The sequence below is a fragment of the Lactovum odontotermitis genome, assembly GCF_054658595.1.
In genome coordinates this window covers 99868-121556 of record NZ_BAAGGQ010000007.1, presented here as the reverse complement: position 1 = coordinate 121556, position 21689 = coordinate 99868, and the positions used below count along the sequence as shown (strand labels likewise).

Genomic DNA, 21689 nt, shown 5'->3' with positions numbered 1-21689 from the left:
GAATTCGAGAGCAAGCATATATGACAAAAATTAAAATTGTTTGAATTAACTGGCGAATCGATATAGACAAATCTTTGCATTTTACAGGCAGAAAGCCTATAATAAAACTAAAAATAAGAAAAAATTAAGCGTAACAATACTACACGCTATCATTTTAGAGCGCCCGCCCGTAGTTTCGCGAACGCTATTTCAAAGGAGATTTATGGAAAAGACCAAAAAGGCCAAGTTAACCGCAGTTTCACTGGCCTTAATGATTTTCACCGCTGTTTACGGCTTCGGCAACGTGCCGCTGGCCTTCTACCAGATGGGCTATGGCGCCATTCCATGGTACATCTTATCCGCCATCGTTTTCTTCCTGCCCTTCTCACTCATGGTGACAGAGTTTGGCTCGTCGTTCAAAAAAGAGCGCGGCGGCATCTATTCCTGGATGGAAAAATCAGTCGGCCCAGGCTTTGCGCTGACGGGTACGCTGATGTGGTACATGTCCTGGGTGACCTGGTTCGTCGCGGTCGGCAACCGCATCCTGGTGCCGATTGCCAATGTCGTGTTCGGCAGCTCTGACATTATCAATGAGACACCAACCTGGCTAATGTCCATTTTAGCTATTATAATCATGGGAATTGTCACGCTGGCTTCAATGAACGGCATCGGCTGGATTAAGCGCGTGGCCTCAATCGGCGGTATTGCCTCAGTTTCGCTGAATTTTATTCTGATTATTGCGGCGATTATTCTCATGATTCATCAGCATGGAATTCCCGCGACATCATTGACCTGGTCAGCGCTCTGGACAACGCCGAATCCGAACCTGCAGCCTGTCACAATCGTGACGCTCATTTCATTTCTAGTCTATGCAATTTTTGCCTATGCAGGTGTCGAGTCTGTCGGTGGCCTGGTTGACGAGACAGAGAAGCCAGAGCGGAATTTTCCGCGCGGGATTCTGATTGCCACGGCGGTTATCATGATTGGCTATTCGCTGATGATTCTCCTGAACGGCTTTGTCATCAACTATGCCAAGGACTGGCTGCCGATGATGAAAGACGGGACGCTGACGCAAGGGAACTTGACTTATGTGATGATGCAGCAGCTGGGAGAGCATATCGGCTCGGCCTTTGGCCTATCGGCATCCGGCATCACTTTGATGGGGACAATTTTTGCCCGTTATGTCGGCATTTCTATGCTTCTTGCATTGACAGGCGCATTTTTCACGCTGATTTTCTCGCCGCTGAAGCAGCTGATGGAGGGCGCACCCGAGGACATGTGGCCGGGCAAGCTCGGCAAGGTTGAAAATGGTGTGCCTCGAACGGCCATGAAGTGGCAGTTCTTCATCGTGTCGGCTTTCCTAATCATGAACATGGTGATTTCGCTGATTAATGCCGGCGCGGCCGACCAGTTCTTCCTTGTCCTGACCAATATGGGCAATGTAGCTTCAAGCCTGCCTTACGTCTTCATCGTGATTGCCTACATAAAGTACAAGCAGAATGACAGTATCGAAAAGCCTTTTGTGGTCATGAAAAACAAGACTTTTGCAATTGTCGTAGCCTGGATTTCCGCCTTTGTCATCATCATGGCTGATTTGTTCACCATGATTCAGCCCGTCATAGACCATTTTCAAGACCCGGAAGGCGTGTCCTGGTCGAGTGTTTTCACAAATATTCTGTCCATGGCCGCAGGCCCGATTGTCTTTGGCATATTTGCCTGGTGGCTGATGAAAAATTATAAGAAGAAACACGGGAATTAATTTGAATCGTCCGCAAAGAAATCCGCGGATTTGCGGATTTTCTGCTATAATAAATGTGAGAAAATAAGAAAAGGATTGAATATTTATGTCAAAAAAATTTAAGCGCGTCCACCTCATCGTCATGGACTCCGCAGGAATCGGCGAAGCGCCGGATGCGAAGGATTTCTTCAATCACGAAACACCAGACACAGGCTCAAACACCATCGGCCACATTTCTGAAAAAGTCGGCCTAAATGTGCCGAATTTCCAAAAGCTGGGCCTCGGCAATATTGCGCCGCTGAAGACAGTTGCGCCAACTGATAGCCCGCTGGGCTACACGACGAAACTGCAGGAAGTCAGCGACGGCAAAGACACCATGACCGGCCACTGGGAAATCATGGGCCTCGACATCAAGAACCCTTTTCCAGTCTATCCGGACGGCTTTCCAGAAGAATTGCTGAAGAAAATTGAAGACTTCTCCGGCCGAAAAGTCATTCGCGAAGCTAACAAGCCATATTCAGGCACACAGGTCATCGATGATTTCGGTGAGCGCCAAATTGAAACGGGCGAGTTGATTATTTATACGTCGGCCGACCCAGTGCTGCAGATTGCCGCTCAAGAAGAAGTTATCCCGCTGGAAGAATTGTACAAAATCTGCCAATATGTCCGCGATATTACCAATGTAGGCTCAGAATGGCTGCTTGGCCGCATCATTGCTCGTCCTTACATTGGCCGCAAGGTCGGTGAATTTGAGCGCACTGCCAACCGCCGCGACTACGCACTGGCACCGTTCGGCGAAACTGTGCTCAATCACTTGGATGATGCCGGTTACCCCGTGATTTCCGTGGGAAAAATCCACGATATATATGATGGCCAGGGCATTAACAAAGACATGGGTCACAATCTCAACGATATGGACGGTGTGGACCGCATGCTCAAGGCCATGGCGCTGCCTGACTTTGAGGAGGGACTGCTCTTTGTCAATCTAGTTGATTTTGACGCCAAATACGGCCACCGGCGCAATCCTGAAGGTTACCGCGATGCAATCCAAGATTTGGACGGCCGCCTGCCTGAGATTATGTCTGCCATGAAAGAAGACGATTTGCTGATGATTACAGCTGACCACGGCAACGACCCCACTTTCGTCGGCACAGACCACACGCGCGAATACATTCCGTTGCTGACATTCTCCAAAACCTTCACTGCCCCTAAACCTCTGCCGGTCGGTCATTTTGCGGACATTTCAGCGACGATTGCTGAAAATTTTGCTGTGGCAAAGGGTGATATCGGCGAGAGCTTCCTGGATGCGCTTGTCTAACCTAGGCCCATTTTTGCGGGCTGAATTTAATGAATTTGTAAAAGATAATTGACTGTCTGTTGGTTATCTTTTTTCTTGTGAAAGTGTTACAATTTAAGTATAAAACCATATTACAAAACAAGTTTGGCAAATCATAAAATAAGCATTGGAGGATATATGAAGAAATTTCAGAAAAAAACAATGGACGGAAACATGGCAGCGGCGCATATTGCCTATGCTTTCTCGGAAATGGCCATGATTTACCCAATCACGCCGTCTTCACCGATGGCTGATTACGCGGATGCCTGGTCGGTGGCCGGACGCAAGAATATCTGGGGACAGAGGGTGCGCATCACGGAGATGCAGTCGGAAGCAGGTGCTGCGGGGGCTTTGCACGGCGTGGTTAAAGCCGGTAGTCTGGCGACAACGTTTACGGCCTCGCAGGGTCTGCTCCTCATGGTGCCGAACATGTACAAGATGGCGGGCGAGATGCTGCCGGTGGTAATTCATGTGGCGGCAAGAGCAGTCGCAACAAGTGCGCTCAGCATTTTCGGCGACCAGTCTGACGTGATGTCAACCCGCTCAACCGGTTTCGCCATGCTGGCAGAATCCAGCGTCCAGGAGGCGATGGACCTGTCAGCGGTCGCGCATTTGGCTACGATTGAAGGCTCTGTGCCCTTCCTGAACTTCTTTGACGGCTTTAGAACCTCTCATGAGGTGCAGAAAATAGACGTGCTAGATTATGCAGACCTGGCGCCATTAATCAATCAGGAAAAACTGGCAGAATTCCGCGCACGTGCGGTCAACCCTGACCATCCGACTGTCTCCGGCACGAATCAGAACCCTGACATCTACTTCCAGCAGCGTGAGATTGTCAACCCCTACTACGAGGCCTTACCGGCCATCGTAGAAAAATACATGTCGGCAATCAACGAGCTGCGCGGCACCGATTATGATTTGGTTAATTATTACGGCGCGCCGGATGCGACCGAAGTGATTGTCAGCATCGGCTCTGTGGCAGGCACAATTAAGCAGACAGTGGATTATCTGAATGCGCAGGGACGCAAAGTCGGCTTTATTAATGTGCATTTGTACCGTCCATTTCCAACAGCGAAACTTCTGGAAAAGCTTCCTGAGACTGTCAAGTCAGTCGCAGTGCTTGACCGGACAAAAGAGGCCGGTGCCAGCGGTGAGCCGCTGTTTCTGGACGTACAGTCAACATTGTTCGGTAAAGACGTCAAAATTATCGGCGGACGGTACGGCATCGGCAGCAAGGACACGCGTCCAGAGCATATTGTCGCAGTTTTTGATGAGCTCCTGAAAGAAAGTGCCCAGCAGAAGAAGCATTTCACCATCGGCATTGAAGATGACCAGACTCATCTGTCGCTGTCAGCGCCTGTGACGCTGGACTTGACACCGACGGACACCTATCAGGCAAAGTTCTGGGGCTTCGGCTCTGACGGGACGGTCGGTGCAAATAAGGCCGCGATTAAAATCATCGGCGACCACACAGATAAGTTTGTCCAGGCAGCCTTTGAATACGATTCGAAGAAGTCCGGCGGCTTGACAGTCAGTCATTTGCGCTTCGGCGATTCACCGATTCTATCAGAGTATTCAATCGCTGCCAGTGATTTCGTGTCCTGTGCAAATTCGACCTACGTGCGCAAATATGACCTGCTCAAAGGGCTGAAGAAATCCGGTGTCTTTCTGTTGAACACGAAGTGGACAGACGCCCAGCTAGAGGCTCATTTATCGAATTCAATGAAAGCCTATCTGGCTCAGAATGAAATTCAGTTTTATACGATTAATGCCGAAAAAATTGCGCAGGATGCAGGCCTTGGCCGCCGTATCAACACGGTTATGCAGGTCGCATTCTTTAAGCTGACCAATATCATGCCTTTCGATGAGGCCTATGAGCTGCTCAAGGCGGATGCGCAAAAATATGCACGCAAGTCGCCAACTATCGTCGAGTCCAATCTGAACGCTATGGCACAGGCCTTGTCCAATCTGCATAAAGTAGAAGTTCCGGCAGCCTGGGCAGATTTGACTGAGCCAGCTGAAAAGCCTGTCACAGTGGATACGCCGCGTAAGAAATATGTTTTCAACTTCCTTGATAAAGTGAACGCTTTTGAGGGAGATTCACTCACAGTCAAAGATTTGGACGCTGTCGGCCTGACTCATGGTGCCGCAGTGACGGGGACCTCTGCCTTTGAAAAGCGCGGCATTGCGCTGGAAGTGCCGGAGTTCAACCCGGAATTCTGTATTCAATGTAACGAATGTGCCTTTGTCTGCCCGCACGCAGCTATCCGGCCTTTCCTCGTCGACGAGGACGAGTGGAATGTGGCGCCGGAGGGCTTTCGCGTCATGGACTATACCAAGGCAGACGGTCTCAAGTACCGTATTCAGGTCTCTGTTGAAGATTGTACCGGCTGCGGACTCTGTGTTGAAGCGTGTCCGAAGTCGGGTCAGGCGCTGAAAATGGTGCCGTATGAGACTCAGAAAGAGCAGGCCGTCAACTGGGCATTCGCCATGACACTGAAGCAGAAGGCCAATCCGTTTGAAGGCCGACCTGCCACTGTTGTCAGCACGCAGTTTAATCAGCCGCTCCTGGAATTCTCCGGCGCTTGCTCAGGCTGCGGTGAAACGCCTTATATCAAGCTTTTGACGCAAATGTTCGGCGACCGTATGATGATTGCCAATGCCACAGGCTGCTCTTCGATTTACGGCGGCAGCCAGGCCACACCTTACGCGACCAACGCGGACGAGCACGGTCCTGCCTGGTCAAACTCTCTCTTTGAAGACAATGCCGAGTACGGCTACGGCATGCACATGGCCAATGTCACACGGCGCTTGAAGCTGCGTGAGGATATATTGGCAAGCCTGAACGACATGTCAGAAGACCTGCAGAATCTGGCCAAGGACTGGGCAGAGCACCTGTTTGACTCTGACGGCACACGTGCCCGAGCAGAAAAAATGAAAGCCCTGCTCACGCAAGAACACGGGAATTCAGCTGCTCTGGAGTCAATATACCAGCAGCAGGATTTACTGGTCAAACCAACACAATGGATTTTCGGCGGCGACGGCTGGGCTTATGACATCGGCTACGGCGGACTGGACCACGTGATTTCAACTGGTGCAGACGTCAATATTCTGGTCATGGACAACGAAGTCTATGCCAACACCGGCGGTCAGGTTTCCAAGGCCACTCCGGCCTCTGCCATCGCCCAGTTTGCAGCAGGCGGTAAAGTCAGCGCCAAGAAAGACCTGGGCGCCATGGCCATGACCTACGGCAATGTTTACGTTGCTCAAATCGCCAGCGGTGCCAATATGATGCAGACCATCAAGACATTTGCAGAAGCCGAGGCACACAAAGGCCCGTCGGTGATTATTGCCTATACGCCTTGTATCACGCACGGTCTCTACGCCGGCATGAATCATGTGCTGGAAGAGGCGAAGGCAGCGGTGAATTCCGGCTACTGGCAGCTTTACCGCTACAATCCGGACCTTGAAGAGGCCGGCAAGAATCCGATGACGCTTGATTTTAAGCGGCCTGATTTCTCGCAGGTTCACGATTTTCTGCTGACACAGGCGCGTTTCGGCAGCTTGAAGAAGGTCAATGCAGAGCATGCGGAAGCACTTTATGCGAAGGCGGCGAAGGATTCCCGCAGGCGTTTCCTGCGCTATGCGCGGATGTCCGGTGATTACGATAAATTCATTGCCCGCGAGGAAAAGGCAGCTGCTAAGGCTGAGTAAAATAAATTCTTTATGTGATAAGCAGCAAAAAATCCCCAAAGTTCCGACGAACTGGGGATTTTTGCTGTTTTAAGGTTGAGTTGTGTACTGGTCATTTGCTGCGAGGCTCTCTTTGAGCTCGGCAGTTTTAAACTTCTCCTTGAGCAGGCTCAGGCCTTTCCCGGCAGACAGGAAGCGGTAGCGTTTGCCGGCATAGCTGAACTCGAAGCGGAATTTGCTGAAGCGGACGGCAGTGACGTATTTGAGGTCGACCTGCACGAGCCGGGCGCTGAAGATTTTGGTGAAGAAGAAGTTGTCGCCTGAAAACATGAAGCGGCGCGGCCAGAGGAGGTAGAGGACGAACAGGACGACAATCCATAGTAGTCCGCTCAGAAAGATATTGTGCGGACGCCTGGTTTCAAGCACTAAAATGTTGTACAGGCAAAGAAGAATGATTGCCCATATCCATGAGGTGCGGTAATAGGTCGAAAAATGTATAAAATATCCGGACTGCATCTTGTCCTCCTTTATTGCTTAGGGACGTATTTCGGCTCGTCTTCGCCGTTTTTGACTTCTGGAATATCTTTTGTATAAAGGTCTAATGAGGTTTTATCGTTGCGCTGTGACCAGAGCGAGGTAGAACCAGCACCGAGCGATTTCTGCTGGGCTGCCAGGCGCTCCAGGGTATTGGCGAAATTATAGTCGTAATCATCTGCCTTAATCGGTGTGAAGCCAGGCGGCGTATAGAACTGCAGCAGATTCTGATTGTTCAGTTCATCCGACATCTTCAGCATTTCAGCAACTTTTGCCTTAGTGTCCTCAATATATTTCTTCTGCTCTTCGGTCAGCGCTGCAATTGGAAGCCCCGTATTTGTGTCATAAATCTCCTCAGAGTTGACAGCAGGCAGCGTGATGCTTGGTGAGATGAAGCCGCCGTTGCGCAGCGCCACCCATTCCTGGCGGCCAGAGGCAAACATGTCCTGACCGAACTGAATGTAGTTGCTCGTTTCAATGCCGAGCAAGTGCTCAAGCGTCGGCATCACGTCGATTTCACCGGTGTAAGTACTGATGACATGACCATCCGTGTTCCCCGGAATATTAATCATGAACGGTGTCTTCTGAAGTTGTGTCCAGTAAAATTTACTATTATTATAGTCATCTTTGGTGAAATGAAGATAAGAAGTCGGATTATCTTGGAAAACAGTCGACAAGTCAGGGCTGTTCTCGCTTGAGATGCCGTAATGGTCGCCGTAAAGAACAATCACGGATTTATTGTACAGACCAGATGCCTTTAAATAGTCATAGAACTGCTTGATGGCCTGGTCGAGATAATGGGCTGTGATAAAGTAGCCGTCCACGAGCTTATTACCGGTATCAGTCGTTGCGAAGTTCGGGTCGTCATCTTCTTCAGAAATTTCGTAGGGCAAGTGATTTGAGACTGTCAGAAACTTAACATAGAAGGGCTGCTGGAGCTGCTCCAGATAAGGAACTGAATCACGGAAAAACAGCTTATCTTTGAAACCATATTCGGTCTTTGTATCCGCATTAACATCGAAGTAGGACTGGTCAAAGAAATTCTGGTAGCCCATTGACTTATAGCTGTTGATACGGTTATAGAAAGAGCCGCGGTTGCCGTGAAAAGCAGCGGTTGAATAACCTTGCGTCCGATTCAGAATCCCAGGCATCGCCTGAAAAGTCTGAGTCGAGCCGAAAGTATACAGGAAATTCGCATTTGGAAGACCGAAAGTCGACGTCTCAAGCATGGTTTCAGCATCCGAAGTCTTGCCGCTGCCGATTTGGCTGAAGAAATTGTCAAAACTGTAAGTTTCTTTTGAGTTGTAGATAGAATTCAGGAAAGGCGTTACTTCGTGCTGCTGGCCGTCTTTTCCGGGGATTTTCAGACCAATCAGAAACTGCTGAAAACTTTCCAGATGAATCACGATGACATTTTTTTTCGTCAAACTCTGTGACTGGTCAAAGCTGACATTCGGCGCCAGATAACGGTTCTCCTTGACATATTTCTGAACCTGCTGGAAAGTCTGAAGCTTCGCGCTGGAGCGCTGTTTGTTCGCCACATGCGTGTAGTAGCTGTCCGTCAAAATCCACGGCCCAAGGCCCAGATAACGCACAACATAAGTCTTATCAGACTGAGCCTTCTTAAGCACCATTTGAGGCTTGATAATTTCAGCCGCCCAGAAATTCAGCCCGAACAGCATCAGTGCAAATGAAAATACAGTGAAAGCACGTCGAGTCCCCACAGGACGCTTATCGAAGCGCAGACGTCTGGCAATAAATAAAACAACAATAATCAGAAAGTCAATCCAGTAAACAAAATCCCAAAAATTAGTCGGCACTGAGTTTGCACCAATTCCGCCAGTGCCGAACATCTTCACACCGCCGATAATCGTATTGAGCGTTAAAAAGTCCGTGAATTCCCGGTAATAATTAATATTTCCAAAAAGAAGCAGCGTCGCGATGAACGAAAGCACTCCGATGGCAGTATAGAAAATTCCAGTTCGTTTAATGAAAAGCGTCAGACTGAAGACCGTGATAGTAAAAGCAAAAGGATTAATGAAAATCATCAGATTGTCAATGAAGCCGACACCGCCGAGATTAAGGACGGTAAAATAAGCAATCAAGGTTTTAATCCACAAGAAAATAGCAAGCCACCATACCAACCCGAGTCGCGTGTTGAAAGATGACATTAGTCTTTTGATGTTATTTCTCATGTGTTATATTTTACACTATTTTTGGAAATTTTTGTAAAAAACAAATTCCGAACTATAGATAAGTAAATACTGGAGCTGATACAGGCAGCAGAAAAATTTTCCAAGTTATATGCTATAATAAATTCAAACAAGAACCAGGAGGAAACACAATTGCCAACACCACACATTGAAGCACAGCCAGGTGAAATTGCCGACAAAATTCTGCTGCCGGGCGACCCGCTGCGCGCGAAATTTATTGCGGAGAATTTTTTAGAGAATCCGGTGCAGTTTAACAGCGTCCGCGGAATGCTCGGCTACACAGGCAGCTACAAAGGAGAGCCTGTGTCAGTCATGGGCACAGGCATGGGCATGCCGTCAATCTCGATTTATGCCAACGAGCTGATTGAAGTCTACGGCGTGAAGAAGCTGATTCGCGTGGGGACGGCGGGATCCATTAATCCGGATGTCCATATCCGCGATTTAGTGATTGCGCAGGCCGCAGCAACAACCTCCGGCATTATCCGCAATGATTTCCCGGCATTTGACTTCCCGATGATTTCTGACTTTGACCTGCTGAACAAGGCTTATCACATCTCAAAAGACCTGCAGCTGGACGCCCATGTGGGCAATGTGCTGTCAAGCGACCTCTTTTACGGCGGACCAAACGGTGCAGAACTCGGAAAATACGGTGTCATGGCAATCGAGATGGAAGCGGCAGCCCTGTTTTACCTTGGCCTGAAATTCCATGTGCAGACATTGGCCATCATGACCATTTCAGACGAAATCCTGACCGGCAAAGCCACCACTTCAGAAGAGCGCCAGCTGACTTTCACCGACATGATGAAGGTCGGTCTCGAGACGCTTATTGCAAAATAAGGTGAAAACCTTATTTTTTGATACAAAAAGGTGAATATACATGAAAACAGACATCGAAATCGAAAAAGCCGCAACACTGCGTCCCATCACAGAAATAGCTGAAAAGCTCGGCCTTTCAGGGGAGAAAATCGAGCAATATGGCAAATACAAAGCCAAAATACCATTCGTCGACTTTAATCTGGACAAATCAGGCAAACTTGTCTTAGTCACTGCAATTAATCCCACGCCGGCCGGCGAAGGCAAAACAACAGTGTCCATAGGCTTGGCAGATGCCTTCAATCGTATGAATAAAAACGCGGTCCTAGCACTACGCGAACCGTCAATGGGCCCCGTCTTCGGCATGAAAGGCGGCGCAGCCGGAGGCGGTTATGCGCAGGTTGCACCCATGGAAGAGATTAATCTGCATTTCACAGGCGACATCCACGCCATGACTACCGCTAACAACCTGATTTCAGCGATTCTGGACAACCATATTTTTCAAGGCAATGAACTGGACATTAACCCGAAGCGCGTGAGCTGGCATCGTGCGATGGATATGAATGACCGCGCCCTGCGGGACATCACAATTGCCCAGGACGGGCTGAAGCGCTCAGTCCCCCGTGCCGACCACTTTGACATTACCGTGGCCTCCGAGATTATGGCGGTCTTCTGTCTTGCAGTGTCGCTGGCCGACCTGAAACAGCGTCTGGCCCGGATTGTCGTGGCTTTTAACTTTTCCGGCCAGCCCGTGACAATCGCAGATTTAGGCATCACAGATGCTGTGGCCCTGATTTTGAAAGACGCTCTGAAACCGAATCTAGTCCAGACTCTGGAGGGAACACCAGCATTTGTCCACGGCGGCCCATTTGCAAATATCGCCCACGGCTGTAATTCGGTTCTTGCGACTCAAGCGGCGCTGACTTACGGCGACATTGCCGTGACAGAAGCCGGCTTCGGTGCGGATTTGGGCGCCGAAAAATTCCTTGATATTAAGAGCCGTCAATTAGGCAAGGCGCCAGACGCAGTGGTCATTGTCGCGACTGTCCGTGCCCTTAAATACAATGGCGGTGTAGACAAAAAGGACTTAAATGACGAAAATCTGACAGCACTTGAGTCCGGCTTCGCCAATTTAGCCCGTCATGTTGATAACCTGCACCAGTACGTTCTGCCGGTCGTCGTCGCAATTAATCGCTTCCCGTCAGATACTGAGGCAGAGCTGGAGCTTTTGTCCAAATTAATTTCTGACCTTGGTGTGGCGTCAAGTCTGGTGACTGTCCATACAGACGGGGGGGCGGGTGCTGCCGGTCTTGCTGAAGAGCTGCTGGCGCTAATTGGAAATTCGTCAGAATTTCAGCCGCTTTATGATTTGAATCTGCCCATTTCCGACAAAATCACCCGAATTGTACAGAAAATTTATCACGGGAAGAAAGTTAATTTCAGCGAAGAATCCCGTGAGCAGCTGTCTGTCATCGAGCAGAACGGCTGGTCCGACCTGCCGGTTTGCATCGCCAAGACTCAGTATTCTTTCAGCGACAATCCCAAACTGCTCGGCGCCCCGTCTGATTTTGAAGTGACCGTGCGGGAGCTGGCGCCAAGACTTGGTGCAGGCTTCATCGTGGTTTATCTGGGAAGTATCATTGCTATGCCAGGTCTGCCGAAGCATCCGGCAGCGCTTGACATGCACATGGACGACCAGGGAAAAGTTACAGGGCTGAGTTAAAAAATGCGTCGTTTCGGCTCACTTAATTTGCACCAAATTTCCAGTTTTCTGGTAGAATAAATGAGATGACACGCTACGCAATTGTGGATTTAGAGGCAACAGACGCCTCCAACTCAAAAGATAAAGTCAAAAAAATTATTCAAATCGGCATTGTTGTCCTGGAAAACGGCAAGATTGCCGATTCTTTCGCGTCGAACGTCAACCCGCATGAAAAACTGTCGGAAAATATCGCAAAACTGACCGGTCTGAAAAACCGCGAGCTGCGCCAGGCGCCGGACTTGGCCGAAATCATGCCGCAAGTGCTGAAAATCCTTGACGGCGCAATTTTCGTGGCGCACAACGTCAAGTTTGACTGGGGCTTACTCAGTGAGCACTTTGCAAAACTGGGGGTGAAGCTGGACATGCCGCGCATTGACACAGTTGAGCTGGCCAGAGTTTTCTTCCCCACTTTTGACAAATATGGCCTAGCTTCGCTGTCAAGCAGCCTGCAGCTCACGAATGCCCACCCTCACGCGGCATTGGCCGATGCCGAAGAAACGGCTGAGCTGCTCCTGAAAATCCAGCAGCGCGTACTGGATTTGCCTATAGCAACCCTGCAGGAAATCCTGCGCCATGCGGATAATTTCCTCTACGAAACGCGTTATCTGCTTGACGAGCTGATTTGGGACTGTCAGAATCAGTTTGACCGTTTTGATGTGACAGGCCCGATTGCCACGCTTAAGAAGTCTGAAAACGCACATGAAGTCAGGCTTTCACCTGATTTCACGATAAATCTCAAAGCACTGGGCTTTAAGAAGAAGCGCAAAGAACAGGTTTTACTGGCAAAAATTATCGGCGAAGACTTGGAAAAGCCGAAACCGGCCTTTATTGAAGCCCAGGCAGGAACCGGCAAAACACTGGCCTATCTGCTTCCCGCCCTTTCGAGCGGACGGAAAGTTGTCGTTTCAACGCCGACCAAAGTTCTGCAGAACCAGATTATGACAGAGTTGGCAGGTAATCTGCACGAAAAATTCGCTGTCAAATCCGTTAAATTAAGTAGTCCGCGCAATTATATTTCGCTTGAAAAGCTGAAAAAGCAGCTCCAGCGCACCGATGCCGGCAAAAACACTGAAATTTTCAAAATGAAAGTTCTAGTCTGGCTCACAGAGACAAACACAGGTGAACTGTCCGAATTATCGCGCAATGTGACCAATCAGGAAATGTTTGATTCGCTGTCACACGAAGACACTCTGTCTCAAAACTCGATTTTTGCGGCGCAGGATTTCTGGCTGAAGGCCCAGGACAAGGCCGCAAAGGCAGATTTGATTGTTACCAATCACGCCTACCTGATTGAGCAAATCAAGTCAAATTCTCCAAATCTGGTCAACGCCGTACTGATTATTGACGAGGCTCAGCGCATGTTCACAGTCCTGGAGAATTCTCAGCAGCAGAGCCTGAATACGATTGACGAAATCCTGAAAGTTGAACTGTCGGGCCCAGCCGGGCGAAAAGCTCAGCTTCATGAGCTCCTGCAGCTCTTGGATAGCAGCAGCATTGACAGGAAACGAATCCTGCAAATCGCAGAAAATCTGGGCCTGTCAAATCTGAGCAGCTTTTTGAGCAGCGAAGAAAAAATATACTGGTCTGAGGGAAATCAAGTAAAATCAAGCCCCCAGGACTTTTACAATTTTCAGCAGTTTTCAGTGGAGGAGCAGGCCAAACTGATTTTCATCAGCGCAAACATTGCCTTCAGTGAAAAACACCCGCTTCTGCCTGAACTTTTGGGCTTTTCTGATTATAACTTTTACAAGCTGCCCTTCAAACAGAAGAAAAATCAACAGCTCCTAGCCGTAAATGACGGCCCGGCGGTCAACAACAGCACTGTTACAAATTATTCACGCTACATTGCAGAGGAGCTGACCGAGCTCTGTCAGCTGAAACTGCCGATTGTCTCGCTTTTCAATTCCCGGGAAATGATGGAGGCAACAGCCGAGCACCTAGCAGCGACAGACGTGTCATTTTCCGCACAGCAGAAAGACCAGCATGAACTCCTGAAAAAGCAGTTTGACGCTGAAAAATTCCAGCTGATGCTGGCAACCGGTGCATTCTGGGAAGGCGTCGACTTTGACAAACAGAAGCGCATTATTTTAGTAATTGCGCGCCTGCCATTTGCGACACCCGATGACATTTTGACCAAAAAATTTGCGGCCAAATTCAAGAACCCATTCTTTGACTTCAACCTGCCGATGGCAGCGATGAAACTGCGCCAGGCAATCGGCCGCGTCAACCGCAAGCCCTCACAGCGCTCCGTCGTGGTGATTCTGGACAATCGCCTGAGCAACGCCAAATACGCCAAACGCCTGCAGAAAAACCTGACAGAAATTTTGCCAGTGGAAATTGTTGAACACGCGGACATTTTACCGAACGTTCGGGAATTTTTGAAATAAAAAAATAACTTCCTTTTCACACAGTTGGCAATATTCTGCTATAATGTAACAAATGAAAAGGCGGAAAATCTCACTTCTGGATCAAATTATGATTGGCCTGCTGTCTGTCGTTGCAGCCGGCTTTTTGTCATACCTTGTCTATGCGGGCACAATGGGGCATCCAATTGCCAAGAATCGGACCGAAATCATCAATGTGGCCAAGGATAAGGCTGGACTTGCAAAAGTCAGCACTTACAATTTGGTCACCACCGATAAAAGCTATTACAGCCTGACAGGAACTGATGCCAAAGGTGAAAAAATCGCCGTCATTATTCCCAAGAAATCCGGAAAAATCACAGTCTTGAAACTCGCCGGAGGCGTGGCTGAATCCAGTCTTCCGCAAAAAGGCGCCGTGACAATTGACATTGCGCTCTTCAAGGGCGACCCTGTCTGGGAAGTCAACACCAAAACTGACTTCAAAATCTATGACTTCAAAACGGGTCAGCAGCTTTGAGATGAACTCAGTTAATAGAAAGGATATTCCATGAACAAACTTTCAGATTTTGTACAAAATATTGCAGAGTCAGCTACACTGGCTTCGGCAAATCGCGCGAAAGAATTAAAAGCAGCCGGGCGCGACATCATTGACTTGTCGCTGGGGCAGCCGGATTTTGTCACGGCTGAGTTCATTGACGAAGCAGCAATTGCTTCTATCAAGTCGGGTAAGGCCAGTTTTTACACGCAGGCCGGCGGTCTGCCAGAGTTAAAAAAAGCAGTTGCCGGTTACTGGACACGCTTTTACGGCTATGAGCCAGAGGCAAAACAGATTCTGATTACAAGCGGCGCAAAATTTGCGCTTTATGCGTATTTTCTGTCCGTTCTGAATCCGGACGATGAGGTGATTATTCCAGCGCCTTACTGGGTCAGCTATTTTGACCAGGTCAAGATGGCCGGCGGCTGCCCTGTGGTAATTGAAACACAGCTGGAAGACGATTTTAAAATTACAATTAAGCAGCTTAATCAAGCCAAATCGGATAAAACCAAGGTCCTGCTGATTAATTCACCGTCAAATCCGACCGGCATGGTTTATTCACGCGACGAGCTGTCAGTGATTGGCCAGTGGGCGATTGACAATGATGTTCTGATTTTGTCGGATGACATTTATCATCGTCTGGTTTACGGCGAGACTGAATTTGCGCCGATTCCGAGTCTGTCGGATGAATTGCGCGCACGCACAGTGGTCATCAACGGTGTTTCCAAAACTTTCTCCATGACCGGCTGGCGAATCGGCTTGGCAGTGGGTGATTCAGAAATCATTGCTGCAATGACCAAAATTGCCAGTCAGACGACGTCAAATCCGACGGCTGTTAGCCAATATGCTGCTATTGAAGCTTTTTCTGACGAAGACGGCAGATTGGCAGAAGACATGCGTCTTGAATTTGAAAAACGCCGTGATACGGCACTGCCGGAGCTTGAGAGTATCCCAGGATTTCAGGTGATTCAGCCCGACGGTGCATTCTATTTCTTCCCGAAAGTTTCAGAAGCCATGCGCTTGACAGGTTTCACCTCCATTGACGCTTTCAGCGGTGCCATTTTAGAAGAAGCAGGTGTCGCAACAGTTTCCGGCTCCGGATTCGGCTCGGCGGACCACCTGCGTCTGAGTTATGCGACAGACTTGGAGAGCCTGCTGGACGGTGTCAAGCGAATTAAAGACTGGGTGGAAAGTCATATTATTTAAAAATTTCTCTGAAAAATCCTTTAAAAAACCACTTCTCAGCCAGTTTTTGCTATAATAAATGATATGAAAAACTTAGTGAATATCAGCGATGTAAAAAATCATGTCGGCGAGACAGTCAAGATTGGCGCCTGGCTGGCAGATAAATCCGGCAAGGGTAAACTTCAGTTTCTGCAGCTGCGTGACGGCACGGCCTTTTTCCAGGCGGTTGTCTTCAAACCAAGCTTCATTGAAAAATACGGTGAAGAAGCAGGCACGGCCAAATTTGACGAAATCAAGCATTTGGCACAGGAATCTTCTGTCTATGTGACAGGCGAAATCAAAGAAGACGCCCGCAGCAAGTTCGGCTACGAAATGGATGTGACGGATCTTGAAGTCATCGGGCATTCTGAGGATTACCCGATTACACCGAAAGACCACGGCACAGACTTTCTGATGGACCACCGCCATCTCTGGCTGCGCTCCAAGAAGCAGATGGCTGTCATGCAGGTGCGTAATGCTTTAATCTATGCGACTTATGACTTCTTTGACAAGAACGGCTTTATCAAGTTTGATTCTCCAATTTTGTCCGGCAATGCGGCAGAAAATACGACAGAGCTCTTTGAGACGGATTATTTCGGCAGTCCAGCCTTTCTCAGCCAGTCCGGTCAGCTTTATCTGGAAGCTGGTGCCATGGCGCTTGGCCGTGTCTTTGACTTCGGTCCTGTTTTCCGTGCGGAGAAATCAAAGACGCGCCGTCATTTGACTGAATTCTGGATGATGGACGCGGAATACCCATTCCTCAGCCACGACGAGTCGCTGGATTTGCAGGAAGCTTATATCAAAGCGCTGATTCAAGGTGTTTTGGACAAGGCAGACGGTGCTTTGGACATTCTTGAGCGAGATAAGGAAGTGCTGAAGAAGTACGTGGAGACGCCGTTCAAGCGCATTTCCTACGACGAAGTGATTGACCTTCTGCAGGCACATGAAAATGACGAAGACACAGATTATGAGCATGTCGAGCATGGAGATGACTTCGGCAGCCCGCATGAGACCTGGGTTTCCAACTATTTCGGAATTCCGACTTTTGTCATCAATTATCCTGCCAGTTTCAAAGCCTTTTATATGAAGTCAGTGCCAGGGAATCCTGAGCGAGTGCTCTGTGCCGACCTTCTGGCGCCTGAGGGCTACGGTGAAATCGTCGGCGGCTCTGAGCGTGAAACGGATTATGACGTTCTCCTGAAGAAGATTGAAGAAAAAGGCCTGCAGGCAGAAGATTATGACTGGTACCTTGACCTGCGTAGATACGGCTCTGTGCCGCACTGCGGCTTCGGGCTGGGGCTTGAGCGCATGGTGACTTTCATTGCTGGCAATGAACACATTCGTGAGGCAATCCCATTCCCCCGAATGATTTCGCGGATTAAACCTTAACATTTCTGAACGCCGCAAGGCGTTTTTTCGTAAGTAAAATGGTAAAATTAATTTGTTAGAAAAATGAACAAGGAGGTCATGTAATATGACCATAGCACCACACGGCAAAGGGCTCCCAGCCTGGGTAGAGGTCTCGGCGAATGATACAGCTGCAGCGCTTAAGTTTTACACGGAACTTTTCGGCTGGAAGAGCCAGGCCACTGGAGATGAGAATTTTGAGTATCACGTCCTCATGAACGGCGACAAGACAATCGGCGGTCTTTCCGGAAAAATGAACGAATATCAGCCTTCACAGTGGCTGACCTATTTTGAAACGGATGACATCGAAAAAACCATTGCCGACATTAAAGCCAACGGCGGGATGACCTATATGGCCGCTATGCCGATGCCCGGCGGGCTTTTCACGATTGCTTCGGACCCGGCAGGCGCACCGCTCGGAGTTGTACAGTCGACTCAGATGAACAGCAGCTATGCCGAGGAAAACGGGCTTCTCTGGTATGAGCTCGAAGTCAGCAAAGAACTTGAAGCTACGCTTAATTTTTATGAAAAAGTCTTCGACTGGCAGCCAAAAACAGAATACGATAACGATGAAATGACCTACGCAACCGTTGGGCAAGTCCTTGGCGTTTATTATACGAAAAAGGATTTCCCGGAGTATTTCAAAAATCAGTCACAATGGTCAGTCACCTTTGGCGTAGAAGACGTTGAAGCGGTGGCGAAAAATGCAGAAGCGCTCGGCGGGACAATCGAGAGTATTCAAAAAGACACACCGTACGGTGATTTTGCCATGCTGCGCGACTCGGAAGGGGCATTCTTCGTGGTCATGCGCGGGAATATGTAAGAATTGTTTTTTCCTTTTAATAATATAAAACTCTAAAATCTGAACTATCATTAGGCCGAATTCGGCCCAATAATGGCTCGGATTTTTTCTTGATATAAGAAAGAAAAACAGTTATAATATATCATATTAACATATTAATTGGAGAGAAGATGAGTACAAAGAAAAAGTTAATTGAAGCAGGAGAAAATATAACTCTCGAATGGATAGACAGTCAGATAGATGCGGTTGTGATGAAACTCGAGAAAAACATGAAAAGATACAATTCAAATTTTCCATCAGCCTGTGCAACGAATGGTGTCTATCGAATCAAGGCAAATGATGACTGGACAAACGGATTTTGGACAGGCATGCTTTGGCTGGCTTATGAGTTAACTGGAAAAGATGAATTTCTGAATCAGGCGGCCGAAAACATTAAAAGCTTTCAGGATAGACTAGATAGACATTTTATCCTTGACCATCATGACATCGGTTTTCTTTATAGCTTGTCCGCAGGAGCCGGCTACAGAATTACAGGTGATGAGAACTGTAAAACGGAGATTATCCAGGCCGCTGATGTCCTCGTTTCACGCTTCCATGAGCAGGGAAATTTCCTCCAGGCCTGGGGAAAGTATGGTGATCCGAAAGAATATCGTCTGATTATTGATTCGCTAATCAATCTTCCTTTACTTTTTTTGGCCAGCCAATGTTCTGGAAAAAAAGTCTATGCGGAGGTGGCTGAGAAGCATTATCGGACTTTGCTGAGCACAGTGATACGAGAGGATGCAACGACCTACCATACTTATTATTTTGATTCTAAGACAGGAGAGCCGCTATACGGCGCCACGCATCAGGGCCGCAGCGACACTTCAACTTGGGCTCGAGGACAGGCCTGGGCGATTTTGGGCATTCCGCTGAACGAAAGCTATGTGCACTCAAGCCCTTTCCCAGCCAACTATACAGCGATTGTCGATGTCTTTCTGGAGCACCTCCCTGAAGACCTGATTCCTTACTGGGATTTCGATTACAGCGATGAGAATCCTTCGGCAAAAGACAGTTCTTCGGCGGCAATAGCGGCCTGCGGCTTACTTGAGGCGGAGAGAGAAAAAGCTTTCCCTCAGGCACAAAAAATAGCCAAAGGCTTGATATACCAATTGGCTAAAAATTATTCTACGAAAGATATGCCCGCTAATGAGGGGCTATTACAACACGGTGTCTATGCCTTTGCTGAAGGCAAAGGCATCGATGAGCCTAATCTCTGGGGGGACTATTTCTATTTTGAAAGCCTGATGCGCCTGAAAAACCCCAATTGGCAGAAATACTGGTGAGAAAATCAGGAGTGAAATAAAATTGAAGTAGAAGCTATTCGCCCTCTACTTCAATTTTTATTTTGAAGTATTTCCAGTGCTTATAGCTCACTGTGTATTCAGCCACGCTTTTGTCCGGAAAATAAGTATGTTTAATCTGCTTGACAGCGGGTTCACGGAAGCTTAAGTCAAGTAGACTCAGGATTTTTGCATTCTCCGGGAAATCAACTTCATTTGTTTCCATAGAGGCCATCGAAAAAAGATCAACATTAAAATCCTTTCTCACCCTTTCATAAATGCTGGAGTAAAAGGACTTATTGCGGGAAATCGGCTTCTTAACAAGCTTCTGCGGCAGATGGCTGATATGGACAAGAAAAGGAATATTTTTGAAAAAGCGAATACGGACGAAACGATAATATGAATCAGCAGGCGTTAGGCCCAGCTCTTTCAGGATTTCAGAGTCGTTTCCCTTTTCAATTGACAAGACCTTGACAGTCTCATAGGCATGTGATTCAAGTTCCTGATCCGTGAATTTTACGATTTGTGAAACTTTCGACTTAGAAACAAAAGTTCCCTTTCCCTGAACGCGATAAAGGTAACCCGCGGCGGTGAGCTCATTCAAGGCCTTTACTGCCGTGATAGAGCTGACGCCATAGTTTTGTTTAACATCAGCTTCAGTGTAAAACCTGTCTCCAGGAAGAAATTTATGCGTTTTTATTTCATCAAGCAAGTCCAGCTTGATTTTTTCATATTTTGGAATCAAAGTAAAAAATCCTATTCTTTATAATATCAATATATAATATGATAACATATTAAAACGCTACATTCAACCGTCCCATATTTGTATAGATAAATGTACACTTCAAGCTAATTGTCTAAGTAATAAGTGAGTTTTATGACAATAAGATAGAATGTGAATGAAAACGCACACATTTTATTTGAATATTATGTTAACATATGATATATTATCATTGCATGCATATAACATATTAAATCATAAACTAAACATTAGCGCGAGCGCTTGCGCGAATGCGAATAAAAAGGAGTCGAATGAAGAATATCGTACTAATTAGTCATGGCCCCATGGCAGAAGCTGTCAAGACCAGCCTGGAAATGATTGTCGGGCGGCAGGACCATGTTCATGCGGTAACAATGCCCGCCTACGGTGATAACCTCCAGTTTGAACATGACTTAAAAGAAAAAATACGAACACTTGAGGGAGAAAAACTAATTATTGCCGACCTGCTTGGAGGAAGCCCTTGTAATACGGCACTGAAAAACTATGCTGAGGATAAAGAAATTTCAGTGATAGCCGGAATGACCTTGCCGATGGTTCTTGAAGTAGTGATGAATGATGGAGTCCGCGCGAATGAGCTAATCGAAGTAGGAAGAAGCTCAATTGTTGATGTGAAAGAACAGCTGCAGGCCGTAGAGAGCGCAAAGACAGAGGAAAAAGTTGACCTTGCAGAATTTTTAGATTATAAAGGAAAAGCCGATCTTGTCAATGTCAGAATTGATGAGCGTCTGATTCACGGCCAAGTCGCAGGCATCTGGGCAGCGAGTTTAAACACTCAGCGTATCATTGTCGCAAATGACGAAGCAGCAGCGGATGAATTGCAGAAGTCATCGCTGAGAATGGCGGCACCGGCCAGTATACGTCTGTCAGTTCTTCCGGTTGAAGCAGCAGCACAAAATATTAACAGCGGGAAGTATGGCATGCAGCGTATTTTTCTATTGTTCAAAAATCCGGCAGATGTCTTAAAGTTTATCAAAGCAGGCGGCCGGCTCACAACAGTGAATGTCGGAAATATGAGTTACAAAGAAGGCGCAAAAGAAATCACTAGAAGCATTAAAGTCATGCCTCAGGAAGAAGAAATTTTTAAAGAAATTTTCAGCAGCGGCGTTAAAATCACTGCACAACTCGTTCCGAATGATCCGGTCATTGACTTGATGGACAAGTTGAATTCTTGATTTAGAAAATATTTA

At 47.8% G+C, this 21689-nt stretch carries 15 protein-coding genes; 12 read left to right on the top strand and 3 right to left on the bottom strand.

Annotated features, from left to right (window positions below):
- Positions 1–202: 202 nt before the first annotated feature.
- The 3 genes from yjeM to nifJ all read left to right on the top strand — a co-directional run bounded on the left by yjeM (position 203) and on the right by nifJ (position 6767).
- The gene (gene yjeM, locus ACYQ2E_RS05650; RefSeq protein WP_460017103.1) at positions 203–1738 is read left to right on the top strand and encodes a glutamate/gamma-aminobutyrate family transporter YjeM; all 1536 of its coding nucleotides are present in this window, start codon (positions 203–205) and stop codon (positions 1736–1738) included.
- Between the two features lie 85 nt (positions 1739–1823).
- Complete coding sequence (locus ACYQ2E_RS05645; protein ID WP_460017102.1) at positions 1824–3035, top strand: phosphopentomutase; 1212 nt, start codon at positions 1824–1826, stop codon at positions 3033–3035.
- 156 nt (positions 3036–3191) lie between these two features.
- Entirely contained in the window at positions 3192–6767 is a 3576-nt protein-coding gene (gene nifJ, locus ACYQ2E_RS05640; protein ID WP_460017101.1) for a pyruvate:ferredoxin (flavodoxin) oxidoreductase, read from the top strand.
- A 69-nt stretch (positions 6768–6836) separates the two neighbouring features.
- Here the strand turns inward: nifJ and ACYQ2E_RS05635 are convergent, their stop codons facing one another.
- On the bottom strand, positions 6837–7262 hold the full coding sequence (locus tag ACYQ2E_RS05635; protein ID WP_460017100.1) for an EbsA family protein: 426 nt from the start codon (positions 7260–7262) through the stop codon (positions 6837–6839).
- Positions 7263–7273: 11 nt separating this feature from the next.
- The gene (locus tag ACYQ2E_RS05630; protein ID WP_460017099.1) at positions 7274–9400 is read right to left on the bottom strand and encodes an LTA synthase family protein; all 2127 of its coding nucleotides are present in this window, start codon (positions 9398–9400) and stop codon (positions 7274–7276) included.
- Between the two features lie 225 nt (positions 9401–9625).
- On the opposite strand from ACYQ2E_RS05630, the gene deoD reads away from it, so the two are divergent.
- From deoD to ACYQ2E_RS05590, 8 genes are all read left to right on the top strand, one after another.
- Positions 9626–10330: a purine-nucleoside phosphorylase gene (deoD, locus tag ACYQ2E_RS05625; RefSeq protein ID WP_460017098.1), complete on the top strand. Its 705-nt coding sequence runs from the start codon at positions 9626–9628 to the stop codon at positions 10328–10330.
- Positions 10331–10370: 40 nt separating this feature from the next.
- The gene (locus ACYQ2E_RS05620; protein ID WP_460017097.1) at positions 10371–12029 is read left to right on the top strand and encodes a formate--tetrahydrofolate ligase; all 1659 of its coding nucleotides are present in this window, start codon (positions 10371–10373) and stop codon (positions 12027–12029) included.
- 65 nt (positions 12030–12094) lie between these two features.
- Complete coding sequence (locus ACYQ2E_RS05615; RefSeq protein WP_460017096.1) at positions 12095–14455, top strand: helicase C-terminal domain-containing protein; 2361 nt, start codon at positions 12095–12097, stop codon at positions 14453–14455.
- Positions 14456–14507: 52 nt separating this feature from the next.
- Positions 14508–14948 carry a cell wall elongation regulator TseB-like domain-containing protein gene (locus tag ACYQ2E_RS05610; protein ID WP_460017095.1) on the top strand — a complete coding sequence of 147 codons (441 nt, stop codon included), beginning with the start codon at positions 14508–14510 and terminating at the stop codon, positions 14946–14948.
- A gap of 30 nt (positions 14949–14978) precedes the next feature.
- On the top strand, positions 14979–16172 hold the full coding sequence (locus ACYQ2E_RS05605) for a pyridoxal phosphate-dependent aminotransferase (RefSeq protein ID WP_460017094.1): 1194 nt from the start codon (positions 14979–14981) through the stop codon (positions 16170–16172).
- A gap of 63 nt (positions 16173–16235) precedes the next feature.
- Positions 16236–17579: an asparagine--tRNA ligase gene (gene asnS, locus ACYQ2E_RS05600; RefSeq protein WP_460017093.1), complete on the top strand. Its 1344-nt coding sequence runs from the start codon at positions 16236–16238 to the stop codon at positions 17577–17579.
- An 85-nt stretch (positions 17580–17664) separates the two neighbouring features.
- Entirely contained in the window at positions 17665–18420 is a 756-nt protein-coding gene (locus ACYQ2E_RS05595) for a VOC family protein (protein ID WP_460017092.1), read from the top strand.
- A gap of 149 nt (positions 18421–18569) precedes the next feature.
- Entirely contained in the window at positions 18570–19724 is a 1155-nt protein-coding gene (locus ACYQ2E_RS05590) for a glycoside hydrolase family 88 protein (protein WP_460017091.1), read from the top strand.
- A gap of 34 nt (positions 19725–19758) precedes the next feature.
- On the opposite strand, the gene ACYQ2E_RS05585 is transcribed toward ACYQ2E_RS05590, so the two are convergent.
- Positions 19759–20466, bottom strand: a complete 708-nt coding sequence (locus ACYQ2E_RS05585; RefSeq protein WP_460017090.1) for a GntR family transcriptional regulator — start codon at positions 20464–20466, stop codon at positions 19759–19761.
- Positions 20467–20753: 287 nt separating this feature from the next.
- Between ACYQ2E_RS05585 and ACYQ2E_RS05580 the strand changes: the two genes are divergently transcribed.
- Positions 20754–21674, top strand: coding sequence for a PTS mannose/fructose/sorbose transporter subunit IIAB (locus ACYQ2E_RS05580; protein ID WP_460017089.1), 921 nt, complete (start codon positions 20754–20756; stop codon positions 21672–21674).
- The last annotated feature ends 15 nt before the right edge of the window (positions 21675–21689 follow it).